Here is a 17,866-nt window from a genome sequence, read left to right as displayed (position 1 = left end):
CAGTAACTGTTAGAAATTAATTCATATGACATAATCATAAATAAATATAATTGGATAAATCGCTTCCATTCATAAAAGTAATAAGTAATATTAAAAATCAATATTTTTATTATATAATTAGAGGCCTTATACTAAGAGATGTAATCAATAAAGTATTAAGACAATAATGCAATAAAGGATGATGAATATTGCAAATATCAAAGAAGGTATCAAAAGTTTTACTGCAAGTGTTATTAATTATGGGAATCACATATATAGGCAATGTAATTCAGACTGTTTTGCATATACCAATTGCAGGTAGCATTGTAGGATTACTTGTATTTTTCCTCTTATTACAATTTAAAATAATTCCGTCAAAATGGGTGAATGAAGGCTCTAACTTTTTCCTGACAACGATGGTATTTTTCTTCGTCCCATCAGTAGTTGGTGTTATGGACGTTGTATCTGACATTAATTTAAATTTCATCCTATTCTTTTCAATGATTATTTTAGGAACGTGTTGTGTCGCGTTAATTTCCGGTTTTATAGCTGAGAAAATGGTTAAAACTGCGCGATACGGGAATGGACAAAATTAGATGATATTTTTAAAAGGCTTTTTAATGATTGTTTTAACACTAGCTATGTTTATAGGTGCCAAGAAATTACAGGTAAAATATAAGACACCATTTTTAAATCCGGCTTTAATATCATCGATAGGAATTATTATTGTACTTCTATTATTTAAAGAAGATTATCAAGATTATATGACTGGTGGAAAATGGATTCATTATTTATTGAATTGCACTGTTGTTTGTTTAGCATTTCCACTTTATCAAAACCGCCATAAAATACTACAAAATGCAAGTATTATTTTTAGTAGTGTACTGACAGCAGTGATGTTAAATTTCATATTTGTATATAGTGTGTTAAAAATTTTAGGATACTCAAAAGAAGTGATTGTGACAATGTTACCAAGGTCAATGACTGCTGCGGTAGGCATAGAAGTGTCAAATCAACTTGGAGGCGTCGATACTATTACAGTTATGTTTATAGTAACTACTGGGTTGATTGGTAGTATTTTAGGTTCTTATTTATTGAGATTAGGTAGGTTTCAAACCTCGATTGCGAAAGGGTTGACTTATGGGAATGCTTCACATGCTTTTGGCACGGCCCAAGCATTAGAAATAGACTTAGAATCTGGCGCATTTAGCTCTATTGGAATGATACTAACAGCGGTTCTCAGTTCAATCATCTTACCTATTTTAATCCTTTTCTTATACTAAATATATACTGTTTAGTAATGATAGATTGCGAAGTTAATTAAAAATTATGGGAAATCAATTTGAATTTTGAAAGGAGCTATTTTGATAATGGCAAAAATTAAAGCAAATGAAGCATTAGTAAAAGCATTACAAGCATGGGATATTGATCACTTATATGGTATTCCTGGTGATTCTATTGATGCAGTGGTCGATAGTTTAAGAACGGAAAGAAATAATATTGAATTTGTTCATGTTCGTCACGAAGAAGTTGCAAGTTTAGCTGCTGCGGGTTATACAAAATTAACTGGTAAAATCGGTGTCGCATTAAGTATCGGCGGTCCTGGAGTTATCCATTTATTAAATGGTATGTACGATGCAAAAATGGATAATGTGCCACAATTAATTTTAGCAGGTCAAACAGACAGTACTGCTTTAGGAACAAAAGCTTTCCAAGAAACAGACGTTAATAAAATGGTTGATGATGTAGCAGTATATAAACATCAAGTAACTGAAAATGACAAAGATATTTTTGGAATTGTAAACGAAGCAATACGTACAGCTTACGAGAAAAAAGGTGTATCTGTATTAATTTTGCCAAACAACTTATTGACGCGCAAAGTTAAAGACACTACTAATCAAAAAGTAGATACTGCGCCACCAGCTCGTGTAGCACCCAAACCAAATACTATAAAGAAAGCGGCTAAACTTATTAACAAAAGTAAAAAACCAGTAGTATTACTAGGTACTGGTGCACAACATGCAAAAGATGAAGTCCGTGAATTTATAGAAGCATTTAAGATACCAACGATTGTAACGTTACCAGCAAAAACAGTTCTTCCAGATGCACATCCTTACAACATAGGGAATCTGGGTAAAATTGGTACTAAAACGGCTTATCAAACGATGCAAGATGCAGATTTATTAATTATGGTAGGTACTAATTATCCTTATGTAGATTATTTACCAAAGAAAAATATTAAAGCAATACAAATTGATACAAATCCAAAAAACATTGGACATCGTTTTGATGTTAATGTGGGTATTCTTGGCGATAGCAAACTAGCATTACTACAATTAACTGATATGGCCAAGCATGTTACAGATCGTGATTTCTTAAATAAAACATTAGAAAGAAAAGCGACATGGGATTCTTGGATGGCTGAAGATATGGCTAATGACAGTAAACCTATTAGACCTGAACGCTTAATGGATGCTATAAATAAAGTTAGAACAGACGATGCCATTTTCTCTATAGACGTCGGTACAGCAACAGTATGGTCTACACGCTATTTAAATTTAACAGTTAATAATAAATTTATTATTTCCAGCTGGTTAGGTACAATGGGCTGTGCGTTACCTACTGCAATAGCTGCAAAACGTGAATATCCAAACCGCCAAGTAGTTGGTATTATTGGTGATGGCGCGTTTGATATGGTCATGCAAGACTTTGCAACTGCAGTGCAGTATGACTTACCAATGACATTGTTTGTATTAAATAATGAACAACTTTCATTTATTAAATATGAACAACAAGCTGCTGGTGAATTAGAATATGCCATTAACTTCACTGATATTGACTTAGAAAAATTTGCTGAAAGTTGTGGCGGAGTAGGTTATACACTTAAAGATCCAAATAGAATTGATGAAGTCGTTGAAGCGGCTATGGCTGAAAATAGACCAACGATAGTTAATGTTTATGTAGATGAAAATGCAGCCCCATTACCAGGTAAAATTGTGAATGAAGAGGCAATTAATTATGGTAAATGGGCATTTAGATCTATTACTGAAGATAAAAAATTAGACTTTGATGAATTACCACCTATTTCAACAGCAGTAAAACGCTTCTTCTAAAATAACGATGAGGTGTTAGTCGCTATAGATAGAGCGTTAAAATATTTCTTAATAATAAAAGTTGATGAGATATTTTATTGAAAGATAGTCGGCAAAGATAAACAAAATAAGTGATTTTATAGAGCGAGAACACGAAATCAAAGTAACTTTTGGTTTGTGTCTCGCTCTTTTTTATGTATTAAGATATTGATAAAAACCCAGACTATGGAATAATAGAGTTAACTAAATTTTCAGACAAAAGAAGAAAAGCATGTATTATGCATTAATAACATTTAGGATTTATAGTGCCTTGGTTATTTTATAGCATAGTGTAGTTAAAATGGAGAGGACGTAAAAATGATTAAAAAAATATTTAAAAATAATCACTTAAAAACACCGCATACGTATGCACTATTACTCTTTATTATCATCTTTTCTAGTGTATTGACATATTTAATTCCTGCTGGTGAGTATGCAAGAGAGAAGAAAGATGGACAGACTTTAGTTATATCAGGTTCATATGAACAAGTTCAGCAACAAGGTGTATCATTCTTTGATATTTTTAGAGCTATACCAGAAGGACTAATTAGTGGGGGAGAAATTGTATTTTATATTTTTCTAGTCGGTGGTGCATTTGGAATTGTACGTAAGACTGGTGCATTTGAAAATGGGGTAAATAAAGTAATGCAAACACTAGGTTCATATAAAGTGTTGATGATTCCTTTAACGATGACTATCTTTTCAATATTAGGTTTCTCAATAGGATTAGCAGAAGAAACGATTATCTTTGTTCCTATTGGAATTATTATCGCACGTACATTGGGGTATGACGCACTGACTGGTGCAGCAATGGTTATCTGGGGAGCGGCAAGTGGTTTTATCGGTGGGATGTTAAATCCTTTTACTGTAGGCGTGGCACAAACAGTGGCAGAACTACCTATGTTTTCAGGATGGGGGCTACGGACCATCATTTATGTGTTTATTTTAACTGCTGCAATTACTTCCGTTATGTTATATGCACGTACTGTAAAACGCGACATGTCTAAATCTTTAGTATATGAATTGGAACAAGTTGAAGGTTTCGATGACAGTGTGATGGAAGCAGCACGTTTTACAAAAAGACAAGCAGTTGGTTTAGGATTAATAGTCATGGTAATTATATTAAATGTATATGGTATTTTTACGTATGGGTGGTCATTTAATGAAATGAGCGCTAACTTTATATTTGCTGGTTTGCTCGCTGGTTTCATTGGTGGCCTTGGATTAAATGGTACATTTGATGCGATGATTGACGGAATGAAAGATATTCTGTTTGGCGCTATGATAGTTGGATTTGCAAAAGGTATTATTGTTATTTTAGAAAATGGTCAAGTTATTGATAGTATTGTGCATGGGATGACAACGTTACTTGCAGATGTACCATCTTCTTTAGTTATTATTGCTATGTTTATATTGCAGTTTATGCTCAATTTCTTTATACCTTCAGGATCTGGCCAAGCCTTGACCACAATGCCTTTAATGGTACCTATTTCTGATTTGTTAGATATTAATAGACAAATTACAGTGTTAGCATTCCAATACGGCGATGCCATTAGTAATGTATTATTTCCAACGTCAGCTATTTTAATGGGAGCCTTAGCAGTAGGCAAAATAACCTATACACAATGGCTAAAATTTGCTTGGAAAGTCATTTTAGCTTGGGTTATCATATGTTGTATCGGTATGTCCGTTGCGCTTTTAGTTGGATATTGACGTGAATCATTTGGCGCAATGATATAAGCTTATACAAATTAAAATTCAAAATTTATATTGTATATTTTATGAAAGCGTTATATAATGAAAAAAACATATCGTTACTTTGCGTGTTACTGGTTAAGCAGGCATGAGCAAACAGAAAGACTATAGGGAATAGTCTGTTTGCTCATGCCTTTTTTTGCGCGTTAATAGCGATCAAATTATATTTTTGGAAGGGATGTTTTTATATGTTTAAAAAGCTATTCGGACAACTTCAGCGTATAGGTAAAGCTTTAATGTTACCAGTCGCTATTTTACCAGCTGCCGGACTATTGCTAGCAATAGGTACAGCTATACAAGGTGAGGAACTACAACACTATTTACCATTTATTCAAAATGCTGGCGTACAAAGCGTTGCTGAAATGATGGCCGGCGCCGGTAGTAGTATATTTGATAATTTACCAATGATATTTGCTTTGGGTGTTGCGATAGGTTTAGCAGGCGGAGATGGTGTTGCAGCAATTGCAGCATTTGTCGGTTATGTTATTATGAACAAAACGATGGGTGCGTTTTTACATGTGACGCCAGACAACGTTAACGATGCAGCAAGTGGTTACGCAAGTGTCTTAGGAATTCCTACATTACAAACGGGTGTATTTGGCGGTATTATTATTGGGGCGTTAGCAGCTTGGTGTTATAACAAGTTCTATAATATTTCATTACCATCTTACTTAGGTTTCTTTGCTGGTAAACGTTTTGTACCTATTATGATGGCAACCACTTCGTTTGTATTAGCGTTCCCAATGGCATTAATATGGCCAAGTATTCAAACTGGCTTAAACGCATTTAGTGAAGGTTTATTAGATTCAAATACAGGGGTCGCAGTTTTCTTATTCGGATTTATTAAACGTTTGTTAATTCCATTTGGTTTACATCATATTTTCCATGCACCGTTTTGGTTTGAATTTGGTGCTTGGAAAAATGCTGCTGGCGAAATAATTCACGGTGACCAACGTATCTTTATTGAACAAATTAAAGAAGGTAGTAATTTAACTGCTGGTAAATTTATGCAAGGGGAATTCCCTGTTATGATGTTTGGTCTCCCAGCAGCAGCTTTAGCGATTTATCACACAGCAAAACCTGAAAATAAAAAAGTAGTAGCTGGGCTAATGGGATCAGCAGCTTTAACTTCTTTCTTAACAGGTATTACAGAACCATTAGAATTTTCATTCTTATTTGTAGCGCCATTACTATTTTTAATTCATGCAATACTTGATGGTCTCTCTTTCTTAACTTTATATTTACTAGATATACATTTAGGCTATACTTTCTCAGGTGGATTTATCGATTATGTCTTGTTAGGTGTCTTACCTAATAAAACGCAATGGTGGCTAGTCATTCCTGTGGGGCTTGTCTACGCAGTGATTTACTACTTTGTATTCCGATTCTTTATCCTTAAATTTAAATACAAAACACCAGGTCGCGAAGATAAACAAGCGCAAGCTTCGAATTCATCTGCAAGCGAATTACCGTTTAATGTTTTAAACGCAATGGGTGGAGAAGAAAATATTAAACACCTTGATGCATGTATTACGAGATTACGTGTTGAAGTAGCAGATAAAAGTAAAGTGGATACTGCTGAATTGAAAGCATTAGGTGCTTCAGGTGTACTTGAAGTAGGTAATAATATGCAAGCAATTTTTGGGCCTAAATCTGATCAAATCAAACATGATATGTCCTTAATTATGAAAGGTGAAATCACAAAACCTAGTGAGACAACAATCACTGAAGAAGATGAGGAAAATACTGTTCAATTAAGTGAAGTCTCAGATACAGAAGTTTATGCTCCGGGGAAAGGACAACTTATTCCTTTATCAGAAGTGCCTGATCAAGTATTTGCTCAAAAAATGATGGGCGATGGTGTAGGCTTTATTCCAGAAGATGGAGAAATTGTTGCACCATTTGATGGAACTGTTAAAACAATCTTCCCGACAAAACATGCTATTGGCTTAGAATCTGAACAAGGATTAGAACTATTGATTCATATAGGCATCGATACAGTTAAGTTAAATGGTGAGGGCTTTGAAAGCCTTGTGAATACTGGAGATACGATTAAGCAAGGACAACCGATTATGAAAGTTGATTTAAACTTTATTAAGTCTAACGCACCAAGTATCGTTACTCCTTTAATCGTAACCAATTTAGAAGATCGTATTATTGAAACGGCTGATGCGAAAAATGTAACTGTTGAAGAAGTAATTATGAAAATCACACAAAAATAATAACTGACATAAATAAAACAAAGAAAGCTCGAGGCATACTATGATATGTCGCGAGCTTTTTGTTTATTATCATGATAATGGTTTACAAAATTAAAAGTTCGTAATCAACGTTTAAACACAGGTTTTCCACTTATCATTGATTACGCGTTATCATCAGTTATTTATATAAAGAATTGTAAGAAAAATATATTGTTCTTAGAAAAATAATTGCTTTGTTCTGTAGTTTATAGTGCCTATTTTGAAATAAAAGTGTTGAAATATTCTGAAATTGTAAATATCATTAGAGTTAACAAAAGAGAAAGTAGTGGGTGATGAAATGGAATTTAAACCAGCAATGAACGTAATGCCAAAGGTATCATTGGTACCACCAGAATTAAACATGGCCGAACCACTATATCAAACTATTAAAGATAATTTTATACACTTAGCTCCATTTTTAGATTTTATAACAGAAGATGTGACAGTGGAAGATGAACGCGCATACTTAAAAATGATGATTCAGCAACATGCGGACAATAAAGCGAGATTATTCTTAATTTATTATGAAACAACACTTATAGGTACTGTTGATTTACATAAAATAGATAATAGTAATCATAAAGCAGAAGTAGGTTATTGGATAGCTGAAGAATATACGGGTAAAAACATAGTAACAAATTGTGTTAATCATTTATGTCATTTTGCGTTTGAAACGTTATCTCTTAACAAACTTATAATTAAAGCAGATGTTAGAAATATAGCCAGCAATAAAGTGGCTGAAAAAGCAGGATTTACTTTTCTAGCTACAGATGTAGAAGACATTTTTGACGGTGAAAATTATAGAGATATGAATCGGTATGTCCTATTAAAAAAACAATTTGAACAGCAACAATAATAATTTGTTATTAAAGGGAGGAGTATATGTCACTCACTAGAGGTATTAATCATATAGGTTTAACAGTTCCTGACATTGAAAGTGCTACCCAATTTTTCAAAGAAGCTTTAGACGGAAAAATTGCGTATGATAGTCAGACTAAAGCAGAAGAGCCGCGAGGGGGTTCATATGTTGAACATGTTTTAAATATTGAACAAGGGGCAGTAATTATTAAAAAAAGAATGATGGTATTTAATAATGGCCCTAATATAGAGATGTTTGAATTTAAACATGCTACACAAAATAATCCAGTGTCCTTACAGGATATAGGATTTACACATATTTCCTTTTACGTAGATGACTTTGACAAAACACTTGCTCAAGTTAAACAAGCAGGCGGTTTACCTATCTCTGAGCCCCATGCTAATACGAGGTATGAGGATACGGCAGGCAATCAAACAGTTTATATTAAAACGCCATGGGGCAGTCTGATTGAGTTACAAACAGTACCAAATGGCTTTTATTATCCAGAAAATAGTGAAGCAACCGTTTTTACACCTGACCCATAAACGCATATGAGCATAAGGAGGAAAGAAAAATGTTACAAAACAAATTAAACATAGCTAATTTAAACACACCAATTCATAAATTAGAACAGTTAAGTGCTGCTTTAAATAAAAATATTTATATTAAAAGAGATGACTATACTGGAACTGAAATTTCTGGTAATAAGGTGCGTAAATTAGAATACACATTGCAATATGTTTTGGATAATGGTTACGATACAGTGATTACAACAGGTGCCATAACATCTAACCATGCAAGAGCAACTGCTGCATTATGTGCGCAGCTCAATATAACATGTTATTTAGTACTTCGAGGTAACATGGCAGAGTTTGAAGGTAATTTATTTTTAGAGGCGATGTTGGGCGCCCATATCCACATTATTGAGCCATCAGTTTCAAGAGAAGAAACAATGGAACAATTACGAGCTGAGCTAGAAAAACAAGGGAAACATCCATTTACCATACCGGTAGGTGCTTCCGATTGGATAGGCACGCACGGTTATATCAACGCCTTTGATGAGGTTGTTGAACAAGAATCAGATATGAACGTCCAATTTGATTCCATAAATTTAGCAGTTGGTTCAGGTGGCACTTATGCAGGTCTTTGGTATGGTAATATAAGTCACGATTTAAATAAAAATATCATAGGTTTCGCAGTCGATCAAAGTACCGATGCATTTAAAACAAAAATCATCGAAATATTAAATCATTTAGATGATAATATAGCATCATACGAAACACTATTTATTAATGATGATTATATTGGTCTAGGTTATGGACAAGCCACAGATGAAGAATTGCAATTTTATATTGATATTGCCCAACAAGAAGGTATTATTTTAGATCCGACGTACACTGGAAAAGCTTTTAGAGGCTTAGTAGAAGAAATTAAAGCTGGTAATTACGACGATCAAAATAATATTTTGTTTATTCACACAGGCGGGTTACAAGGTTACACACAAGAGACAAGAGCACGTATTCAACAGTTACTTCCAGAAATCACAGACGATAAAAAGCAGTAATATAAGCATCACTATTTTATTAATATATTAAGCTAGTGTATAATATTTGCATTTCATTTTGGTGCATTTTATTACTACTATACTTATAATATGAGATGTGGCACACAGTGTGAATATCTAAGGAGTGTAATGAAGCATGACCGTTAGAAAATTGGTATCAGAAAAAGCAATAGAAGTAAATGGTTACGATATAGATGCGATGGGTATCGTAAGTAACATAGTATATATCAGGTGGTTCGAAGACTTACGTACGGATTTTATAAATCAATACATGCCTTATTCTGAAATGATGAACCAACATATTTCGCCAATATTAATGAAAACAACGGCAGAATATAAAACCCCTATAACTATACATGATAAGCCTAAAGGTCGTTGCTACATTGTAAAAGCAAGCAAATTGCGTTGGGAATTCGAGTTCGAGATTGTGTCTGAAGGAAAAGTACATTGCTTAGGCTACCAAAACGGTACATTTTTTGATTTACAAAAACAAAAAGTGACAAAGTTACCTGAAGTCTTTCAAAATGTAGTTCAAGATTAATATTATTTTACCAATATATGTGAACGGGGTTACGTATGATACAGGTAAGCAAAAATTTAACATATGACATTTAAACACAGCATAATAATATTCAATATATAAAAATGAAGGTGGTGTTCAACCATGCAACAAATATTGGCAACGATAGATTCATTTCATGATTTTATAGCTCGTCATCCATTGGCTGTCATACACGTTATGAGAGATAATTGTAGTGTTTGTCATGCAGTATTACCTCAAATAGCGGACGTAGTGAAGGATTTTCCTAATGTTCCTTTGGGCATTGTTAATCAAAGTGAGTTAGAAGAGATAGCGGGTGAATTATCTATCTTTACTGTACCAGTAGATTTGATATATTTAGATGGGAAAGAAATGCATCGGCAAGGTCGTTTCATTGATATGCAACAATTTGAACACCAATTGAACTTAATGTATCAAAGTTTAGATAGTTAAAATTTGATAAGCGTTTTTCTATATTTAGTCATATCTAATTGGGTAAATACATTCTTTTTAATACAGATTTCTAGCGGTTTTAATATAGAATTAAAATCTATGAAGCAAAAATAATGAAGGAGGCTAGACATACTAATTGTCTTAGCCTCCTTCATTGTATTCACAGCTCCCTTTCTTTATATAGTTAAAAAAATAAATTGTCCATTATAAAAGAGTGGAAAATTTGATAAAAACTGTCATAATTATATTAAATAATGTATGATAAGAAAAATTCATAGTGCTAAGGGGGATGTTTATGCGAATTGAAAGAATTTGTCCAAATGAAGCGGAAGCGCTGTATGATTGTATGAGAACAATTGATCAAGAGTCCCAATATATGCTTTATTTGCCAGATGAAAGAAGTTTCGATAAAGAACGTTTTATTGATGACATACAGCGCAATTTTTATATAGGGGTAAAGTCGGAAAATAATCAAATTTTAGGTTATTTATCAGTACATATTAGTACATTAGCTAAAGTGAGACATATTGGCTATATAATTACTGGATTAGTTAATGATTTACAACAACAAGGTTTAGCGACGCAAATGTTTGATGAAACTTTTAAATGGGCTAAGCGAAAAGGTCTTAGAAGATTGGAATTAACAGTTATTACTATCAATAAACCTGCTGTAAATTTTTATGAAAAGATAGGTTTTAAAATCGAAGGAATTAAACATAGTTCTGTTTATATGGATGGTCATTATTTTGATGAATTGTATATGTCTATGATGTTGGATGAAGTCTATGAAGCTGAGACTGAAAATATATTGTAAGTCTGATTATTAATTTTTAAAAATATCATAGTTAGCTAATGATATAGTTCCTTTTGTTAAAATTATTACTGGGTTTGTTATAAAATATATGTAATAGTAATAGGCAAGGAGGAAAAATTGTGATTAAAAAAATAGCTGCACTATCAAGTGTGACAATTGCCGCTTCATATCTATACGTAAAAGTAAGAGAAAAACGAAGTTATAAAAGTTTTTTACATGAATTAATGTTAAGAATCACTAATGCGAAAAGTCCATTTGAAAATGTTGAAAATGCACAAAAAAGTTTAGATGCTGTAAAAGAACAAACAAATGGGCTATATGATGGCACAGACTACCATTTTAAACATAAGATACAAGCGACAACAGTCCAGCAGTCTACAGTTTATACGGTAAATGATCAAATCGATAGACAACAACAAGTCGTATTATATATCCATGGTGGTGCTTGGTTCCAAGATCCATTGAAATATCATTTTGATTATATCGATACGCTTGCAAGTGAATTGAGCGCTAAAATTGTTTTACCTATTTACCCAAAAGTGCCACATGCTACTTATAAAGAGACATTTACATTATTGAAAGAAATATATGAAAACATTGTGAGAGAGGTAGAAGACCCTCATCAAATTATAGTAATGGGAGATTCAGCTGGTGGACAAATTGCTTTATCATTTGCGCAATATATTAAAATGCAAGAACTACCTCAACCAAGTAATATTATTATGATATCACCTGTACTTGATGGAACATTATCTAACCCTGAGTCTGTAGTTTATGAGAAAAACGATCCAATGTTAGCTAGAGAAGGGAGTAAGTTTTTCTTAGAATTATGGTCTGGAGACTTACCATTAACAGATTGGCGTATTTCTCCTATGTTTGGAGATTTAGGAGGACTTGGACATATTACATTAGTCATTGGCACTAAGGAAACGTTATACCCAGATGCACTTAAACTCTCGAATATGTTGAATAAACAAAATATAGCACATGATTTTATACCTGGGTATAATTTGTTCCATATTTATCCAGTGTTTCCAATTCCTGAAAGAGCACAAGTAATAACAAAATTAAAGCAGATTATTAAGAAATATTAGCACTATAATTAATAGACGTATTTTAATTTAATAATAGTATGATAAAGCTTGAAAGCTCTAAAATGTGTATAAAATATAATAAAGAAGTGAGCTAACAGTCTAATACTTCATTTAGACAAGTTAACTCACTTCTTTTTAATTGATTATTAGAATAAATCATATAGTTAATAATATATTAATTTTAGTTGGCATGATCTTTTTTTAAAGAAAGCATTAAGATTAATAAAATAATTAATACAATGCCTACCAATTGGAAAGGGAGGAACGTTACTTTTAACCAAAATGCGCTAGCTACGATAGCCATTACTGGTTCTATCGTACCGAACAAAGTGGTTTCCTTTGCTGATAAATACTGCAAACTTTTTATAAAGAAAAAGAAAGCAATTGCAGTACCTCCTATAATACCAAAAGACAAGTAACTAAGTGTACTGAAAGTTATTTGTGAAATATCAAATTGCCATAATGGTGCTTTGAAATTCATTAATATTCCTGAAATCAACATCGCCCATCCTACCACTAATATTGAGGAAAAATTAACTAATAACTTAGTTGCGTATATTGTGTAAAAGGCAAGTGCGAGTCCAGAAATGACGCCCCAAGTGATGCTTGAAGTTGGTACTACAAGACGATCTAAGGAACCATTTGTTAAGAGTAGAAATGTGCCCGTAAGTGTTAGTGTAATAGCTAATACATCAAAAAACTTAAAAGTTGCTTTGCGACGCGCGACATACCAGAAAATAATATAAACAGGCGCAATATATTGTAATAAAGTAGCTATTGCTGCGTTGCCTTCATCGATTGACGCCATATAAGAGTATTGCACAAGTAACATGCCAAAAATCGAAAATATCAATAGCTGTAGCGTACTTGTAAATTTAGTGAAGATAATAAAAATAGAGCGATGGGGGTTTAAAATTTTAAAAATAATCATAAGTATTATACCACTAAGTATTAGTCTAGCAGTAACATACCAGTTAATATCAATATGCCTATATCTAAATAGATAATCGGATACCGTTCCTCCCAGTCCCCAAAAAGAAGCTCCTACAATTGCTAAAATAATGCCTATCATACGTTTTTGTATTTTCATTTTATCACCTAATAATTATTAATATATTAAACTATAAACGAAATCAATTTGCTATAATACATTAAAATGAATTAAAAGTATTAATATATTGAGGTGATGTTATATGGATAATGAAATAATTATAGGAAATAATAGAGAAGAATATATACAATACCCAGATTATCAATGGAAGCATGTCATTCTCCACACAACTCTAAGTCAAACATTATTAGGTCATATACCTTTACATTGGCATCATGCTCTACAATTTGTCTATGTTATTAATGGAAAAATAAAAGTGAACATTGGGGATAATATTATAGTATTGAAGGAGAGAGATGGTATATTTATAAACGCTGATACTGTCCATGATATACACGATATGGCTCAAAGTAGTAACTTTTATTGTTGGAATATTGAGCAACCTGATGTTACTAATTTTATTGAATATAAGTATGTAAATTATATTATTGAGTTAACCAAGCAAGTTCCGTATATTTATTTGTCATATAGTCATAAGCAACAACGAGAACTTTTAAAAATAATAGAATATACAGGTACAATTTATGAAAAGCATGAAAACTTATATCAACTTGAAGTTACGATACAATTTTATAACGCGATTAAATGGTTATTACACCACATGTCGGCATATATAGATGATTTAACGTACAATTTTGATAACCGTGTTAAACAAATCATTGAATATATACATGAGCATTACTCAAACAAAATAACGTTACAACAACTCAGCGATGTGGTCCATATGAGTGAAGCGGAAACGATAAAGTTATTTAAAAGGGCAACTAAACAAACGCCATTTGAATATATACAAAAAACGAGACTTGAGGCTAGCATCTATAAGTTAAACGATAAAGCAAAATACACTATCACTGACATTGCCATGCGCTGTGGTTTTTCTACCACGAGTTATTTTATAAAATTATTTAAGAATACTTATGGCATGACTCCAAAACAATATCAAAAGTTTCAATTACAATCATAGGACAAAGCAACATTAATAAGGGCGAGATAGAAATCAATAGTTGAATTCTATCTCACCCTTATTATCCGTATTAATGTTAATTTTCTAGTATATAAATAGTCATATCGTGACCAGTAGCACAAATAATTTTTATTTTAGATTTTTTAAGTAGGTAGGGAAAAATTCTGTGTATAAATCAATGAACGTGAGGTAGCTATTTTTCTCAACATATTCATCTACTTGATGTGCCTGACTTACTAAACCTGGACCATACATGATAAATGAAAAATCTTCATCTTTATCAACTAATAAGTCAGAAGCATCTGTAACTCCTGGTGATGCTTCAGAAGGTAAGTCTGTATTTAAATATTTCAAACCTAAATCGTGAGCTAGTGTTATCAAGCTATTTTTACCTGTTGTGTAAACAGGAGGTCTAGACATATACGTATCAATTTCTATGTCTGTATTATCGGTTTCAACTTGTTTTAAAATTTCATTAAAATAAGTTATGAATTGGTCATTGTCATGTTCTGGAATAGTGCGGATATTGAACTCAGATTCAGCATGTTCAGGTATAGAGTTTACTTGATTGCCGCCATGAAAAATTGTGGCGTTCATAATTGGGTTACCTAGTAAATTATTATTTTTATCAAATTTAGAAAATCCTTCGTCAGCTTTATATACAAATTTAACTAAAGGTGAGATTGCATTAAATCCTAGTTGTGGCATAGAGCTGTGAGCAGCTTTCCCTCTTGAAATGACACGGATGTCCATAGAACCCTTATGCGCATAGATAATCCTATCTTGTGAGGGCTCTGCAATAACAAGTGCCTCTACATCTTTCATATATCCTTCTTGTTGGAATGTTTTAGCTCCTTCACCGACAATTTCTTCTCCTGCAGTTGCTAATAGTCTAATCCGTCCATATTCTAATAAGTTTTGATCATGGATATCAATCATGCTTAATACTAAAGCAGCTAATCCAGATTTCATATCGGCCGATCCGCGTCCATATAGTTTGCCATCTACTTCAGTCAATTTAAATGGATCATATGTCCATTTATTAATATCTCCCTCAGATACTACATCCATATGACCTGAAATACCTAAAACGGGACCCTCTGTTCCAATTTCAGCAACTAAATTGGCTCTTGTATCACTGATTTTAATTATTTTTGAGTCAATACCATGTTGTGATAGTAAATCATTTAAATATTCGCAAACTTGGATTTCATGATCATTTACGGATTTAATTGTTACTAAATCCTCCAATATTTGAATCTTTTCACTTTCTGTAAATTTACTCATAAATAAAAACCCCTTTTCAATAAATATAAAATTCAGACAATTTAAGTATAGCTAATAAAATTGAAGAATTGTAATTAAAAGGGCTAGATAAAATGTAAAGAAAATTTGAAGGATAAGCATTTGTTGCATAATTAATAGGGAAATAGAGCCATTAATTATAAAAAATCATACATGGCTCTTTATAAACTTTGTTCTAAAGACCATGTATGATGCTGATTATCTTTCAATGAAGATACATTATTTAATTTATAATTATTACTAGATTGTGAACCTTGAGGTATGTCACTAGATTCAGTAGTTTTTAATTCAGAAGATTGGGAACTGTTGTTGATATAGTCTACATTTTCAATGTTCTTAGTATTATCAGAATCTAATACGGCGCCTCTCATATCATTACCTTGAAAACTCCCTACTAAAAGCATAACCAGATAAGCACAGCAAATAATTGCTACAACAGCAAGATATATTGAAACCACCAATTTAACTGACTTACTCATAAACTACCTCCTAAAATTTGTATCCGTTGTCCCTTACACATATAAGATAACATTTAAATTTTAATGCCATGTAAAATTGAGGTAAATAATATATTTATTTATTTTAGGAAAAAGTTCTTAGGTAATTAAAAAATATTAAAATTCTTCTTATAAAAATAAAACATATATAAAGTCTAACCAATTACTTTCACATAAGGGTTTTTGAATATATTTAATTTTTTTACAGATGAATTGTAAACATAGATTTACAAATTATTAATAGATAATTCAAACTGTTTAAACTAAATCAATAACTACATGATAGCATGTCATTATCAAAAGATAGAGGTAGATAAGACATGTCATCTAAATAATATTGATATTCTACGCTATTTTGAATACATAAAATTAAATAGGTTGTTGAAAAGAGGGATAAAATTTGCTACTAATCATAATTTGTATCGGGGTTATTCTTTGGTTAGGTATTGTTGAAAAGAAAAGGCATTCTAACAGATTAGAGAAGATTCCTGTACGTATCAATATAAATGGTATTAGAGGTAAATCTACTATAACTAGATTGATTTACAGTACTTTACGTGAGGACAACTATCGGGTTATTGGCAAAACCACAGGTACTGACGCGCGTATGATGTATTGGTTTACACCTAGAGAGTATCCAGTTTATAGAAAACCACAAGGAGCAAATATAGGAGAGCAACGCGATATTATTAGGAAAGTTGTGAAACAAAAAGCCAACGCTTTAGTTAATGAATGTATGGCTGTGAATCCCGATTATCAAATTACTTTCCAAAAAGAACTAGTTAAAGCCAATATAGGTGTTATCGTGAACGTAATGGAAGATCATATGGATGTTCTTGGGCCAACGTTAGACGAAGTGGCGGAAGCTTTTACAGCAACTATTCCTTATAGAGGGCACCTCGTTGTTATGAAAGATGACTATACAGATTTTTTTGCTAAAGTTGCAAAAAAGCGTAAGACGAAACTTATCGTTGTAGATAAAGAAGAAGTGCCAGAATCGTACTTAAGAAAATTTGGTTATATTGTGTTCCCTGATAATGTAGCCATTGCAATGGGTGTTGCAGAAGCACTTGGTATCGATAGAGAAATCGCATTAAAAGGTATGTTAAATGCCCCACCAGATGTTGGTGCGGTTGAAGTTAAATACTTTGATGCTAATCATTCAACTAATGTTTATGTCAATGCATTCGCTGCTAACGAACCAAAATCAACTAAGGCAATATTAAATAAAGTCGAAAGCTATAACTATCCATATAAGAAAATTGTCATTATCTTGAATTGCCGTTCTGATAGGGTCGATAGGACAAGACAGTTTGCAGAGGATTTCATTACTGAAGTTGATTTTGATACGTTGATTTGTACTGGTAAGAGTACTCAAATGGTTACTGAAGTAATGAAAGGTCAACCCGATAAAAAGTACTTAAATTTTGAAGGTAGAGATATTAAAGAAATAGAGCAAGCGTTATACCAAGAGTCTCAAAACGCATTGATATTTTGTGTTGGTAATATCCATGGACCAGGTAAACAAATAGCGCAGTATATAGAAGGGATCAAATAAT

General features: G+C 32.5%; 17 protein-coding genes. 14 read left to right on the top strand and 3 right to left on the bottom strand.

All coding sequences use genetic code 11. The features are described 5' to 3' along the window. Window positions 1-188: 188 nt before the first annotated feature. The 12 genes from ACF91D_RS02000 to ACF91D_RS01945 all read left to right on the top strand — a co-directional run bounded on the left by ACF91D_RS02000 (window position 189) and on the right by ACF91D_RS01945 (window position 12,430). Window positions 189-575, top strand: a complete 387-nt coding sequence (locus tag ACF91D_RS02000) for a CidA/LrgA family protein (protein ID WP_039069291.1) — start codon at window positions 189-191, stop codon at window positions 573-575. Continuing rightward, the gene (locus tag ACF91D_RS01995; protein ID WP_039069290.1) at window positions 576-1,262 is read left to right on the top strand and encodes an LrgB family protein; all 687 of its coding nucleotides are present in this window, start codon (window positions 576-578) and stop codon (window positions 1,260-1,262) included. A gap of 87 nt (window positions 1,263-1,349) precedes the next feature. After that, window positions 1,350-3,092, top strand: coding sequence for a pyruvate oxidase (locus ACF91D_RS01990; RefSeq protein WP_039069289.1), 1,743 nt, complete (start codon window positions 1,350-1,352; stop codon window positions 3,090-3,092). A gap of 336 nt (window positions 3,093-3,428) precedes the next feature. Beyond that, entirely contained in the window at window positions 3,429-4,823 is a 1,395-nt protein-coding gene (locus ACF91D_RS01985) for a YfcC family protein (protein ID WP_392436357.1), read from the top strand. A gap of 230 nt (window positions 4,824-5,053) precedes the next feature. Next, window positions 5,054-7,087, top strand: a complete 2,034-nt coding sequence (gene ptsG / locus ACF91D_RS01980) for a glucose-specific PTS transporter subunit IIBC (RefSeq protein ID WP_039069287.1) — start codon at window positions 5,054-5,056, stop codon at window positions 7,085-7,087. Window positions 7,088-7,403: 316 nt separating this feature from the next. Next, window positions 7,404-7,961: a GNAT family N-acetyltransferase gene (locus ACF91D_RS01975; RefSeq protein WP_069793235.1), complete on the top strand. Its 558-nt coding sequence runs from the start codon at window positions 7,404-7,406 to the stop codon at window positions 7,959-7,961. Window positions 7,962-7,987: 26 nt separating this feature from the next. Further along, on the top strand, window positions 7,988-8,509 hold the full coding sequence (locus tag ACF91D_RS01970) for a VOC family protein (RefSeq protein WP_069793133.1): 522 nt from the start codon (window positions 7,988-7,990) through the stop codon (window positions 8,507-8,509). A 29-nt stretch (window positions 8,510-8,538) separates the two neighbouring features. After that, a complete protein-coding gene (locus ACF91D_RS01965; protein ID WP_039069285.1) occupies window positions 8,539-9,528 on the top strand; it encodes a D-cysteine desulfhydrase family protein in 990 nt (329 codons plus the stop codon). A 136-nt stretch (window positions 9,529-9,664) separates the two neighbouring features. Beyond that, window positions 9,665-10,069, top strand: a complete 405-nt coding sequence (locus ACF91D_RS01960) for an acyl-CoA thioesterase (protein WP_039069284.1) — start codon at window positions 9,665-9,667, stop codon at window positions 10,067-10,069. Between the two features lie 123 nt (window positions 10,070-10,192). After that, on the top strand, window positions 10,193-10,522 hold the full coding sequence (locus ACF91D_RS01955) for a thioredoxin family protein (RefSeq protein WP_039069283.1): 330 nt from the start codon (window positions 10,193-10,195) through the stop codon (window positions 10,520-10,522). A gap of 295 nt (window positions 10,523-10,817) precedes the next feature. Beyond that, window positions 10,818-11,336 carry a GNAT family N-acetyltransferase gene (locus ACF91D_RS01950; RefSeq protein WP_039069282.1) on the top strand — a complete coding sequence of 173 codons (519 nt, stop codon included), beginning with the start codon at window positions 10,818-10,820 and terminating at the stop codon, window positions 11,334-11,336. A gap of 119 nt (window positions 11,337-11,455) precedes the next feature. Next, a complete protein-coding gene (locus ACF91D_RS01945) occupies window positions 11,456-12,430 on the top strand; it encodes an alpha/beta hydrolase fold domain-containing protein (RefSeq protein ID WP_107549595.1) in 975 nt (324 codons plus the stop codon). Window positions 12,431-12,611: 181 nt separating this feature from the next. On the opposite strand, the gene ACF91D_RS01940 is transcribed toward ACF91D_RS01945, so the two are convergent. Beyond that, window positions 12,612-13,520 (bottom strand): DMT family transporter, encoded by a 909-nt coding sequence (locus tag ACF91D_RS01940; RefSeq protein ID WP_039069280.1) that lies wholly within the window; start codon window positions 13,518-13,520, stop codon window positions 12,612-12,614. Between the two features lie 103 nt (window positions 13,521-13,623). Here ACF91D_RS01940 and ACF91D_RS01935 point away from each other — a divergent pair, with 103 nt between their 5' ends. After that, complete coding sequence (locus tag ACF91D_RS01935) at window positions 13,624-14,505, top strand: AraC family transcriptional regulator (RefSeq protein ID WP_039069279.1); 882 nt, start codon at window positions 13,624-13,626, stop codon at window positions 14,503-14,505. Between the two features lie 129 nt (window positions 14,506-14,634). On the opposite strand, the gene ACF91D_RS01930 is transcribed toward ACF91D_RS01935, so the two are convergent. Both ACF91D_RS01930 and ACF91D_RS01925 read right to left on the bottom strand, forming a co-directional pair. Further along, entirely contained in the window at window positions 14,635-15,792 is a 1,158-nt protein-coding gene (locus tag ACF91D_RS01930) for an ArgE/DapE family deacylase (RefSeq protein ID WP_101050018.1), read from the bottom strand. A 179-nt stretch (window positions 15,793-15,971) separates the two neighbouring features. After that, window positions 15,972-16,289 carry a hypothetical protein gene (locus ACF91D_RS01925; protein WP_069793127.1) on the bottom strand — a complete coding sequence of 106 codons (318 nt, stop codon included), beginning with the start codon at window positions 16,287-16,289 and terminating at the stop codon, window positions 15,972-15,974. Window positions 16,290-16,707: 418 nt separating this feature from the next. Here ACF91D_RS01925 and pgsB point away from each other — a divergent pair, with 418 nt between their 5' ends. Beyond that, entirely contained in the window at window positions 16,708-17,865 is a 1,158-nt protein-coding gene (pgsB, locus tag ACF91D_RS01920) for a poly-gamma-glutamate synthase PgsB (RefSeq protein WP_039069276.1), read from the top strand. Window position 17,866: the final 1 nt, after the last annotated feature.

The sequence above is a fragment of the Staphylococcus sp. 231237_7MaSpsaltlick genome, assembly GCF_043107035.1.
This window is presented reverse-complemented; position numbering and strand designations above follow the sequence as displayed.

What these genes read in the sequence shown, in the direction of transcription:
- ACF91D_RS01985 (WP_392436357.1), top strand. Translation starts at nt 3,429, where the DNA reads ATGATTAAAAAAATATTTAAAAATAATCACTTAAAAACACCGCATACG.
- ACF91D_RS01930 (WP_101050018.1), bottom strand. Translation starts at nt 15,792, where the DNA reads ATGAGTAAATTTACAGAAAGTGAAAAGATTCAAATATTGGAGGATTTA.
- ptsG (WP_039069287.1), top strand. Translation starts at nt 5,054, where the DNA reads ATGTTTAAAAAGCTATTCGGACAACTTCAGCGTATAGGTAAAGCTTTA.
- ACF91D_RS01940 (WP_039069280.1), bottom strand. Translation starts at nt 13,520, where the DNA reads ATGAAAATACAAAAACGTATGATAGGCATTATTTTAGCAATTGTAGGA.
- ACF91D_RS01950 (WP_039069282.1), top strand. Translation starts at nt 10,818, where the DNA reads ATGCGAATTGAAAGAATTTGTCCAAATGAAGCGGAAGCGCTGTATGAT.
- ACF91D_RS01955 (WP_039069283.1), top strand. Translation starts at nt 10,193, where the DNA reads ATGCAACAAATATTGGCAACGATAGATTCATTTCATGATTTTATAGCT.
- ACF91D_RS01970 (WP_069793133.1), top strand. Translation starts at nt 7,988, where the DNA reads ATGTCACTCACTAGAGGTATTAATCATATAGGTTTAACAGTTCCTGAC.
- ACF91D_RS01965 (WP_039069285.1), top strand. Translation starts at nt 8,539, where the DNA reads ATGTTACAAAACAAATTAAACATAGCTAATTTAAACACACCAATTCAT.
- ACF91D_RS01935 (WP_039069279.1), top strand. Translation starts at nt 13,624, where the DNA reads ATGGATAATGAAATAATTATAGGAAATAATAGAGAAGAATATATACAA.
- ACF91D_RS01990 (WP_039069289.1), top strand. Translation starts at nt 1,350, where the DNA reads ATGGCAAAAATTAAAGCAAATGAAGCATTAGTAAAAGCATTACAAGCA.
- ACF91D_RS01925 (WP_069793127.1), bottom strand. Translation starts at nt 16,289, where the DNA reads ATGAGTAAGTCAGTTAAATTGGTGGTTTCAATATATCTTGCTGTTGTA.
- ACF91D_RS01960 (WP_039069284.1), top strand. Translation starts at nt 9,665, where the DNA reads ATGACCGTTAGAAAATTGGTATCAGAAAAAGCAATAGAAGTAAATGGT.
- ACF91D_RS01975 (WP_069793235.1), top strand. Translation starts at nt 7,404, where the DNA reads ATGGAATTTAAACCAGCAATGAACGTAATGCCAAAGGTATCATTGGTA.
- ACF91D_RS01995 (WP_039069290.1), top strand. Translation starts at nt 576, where the DNA reads ATGATATTTTTAAAAGGCTTTTTAATGATTGTTTTAACACTAGCTATG.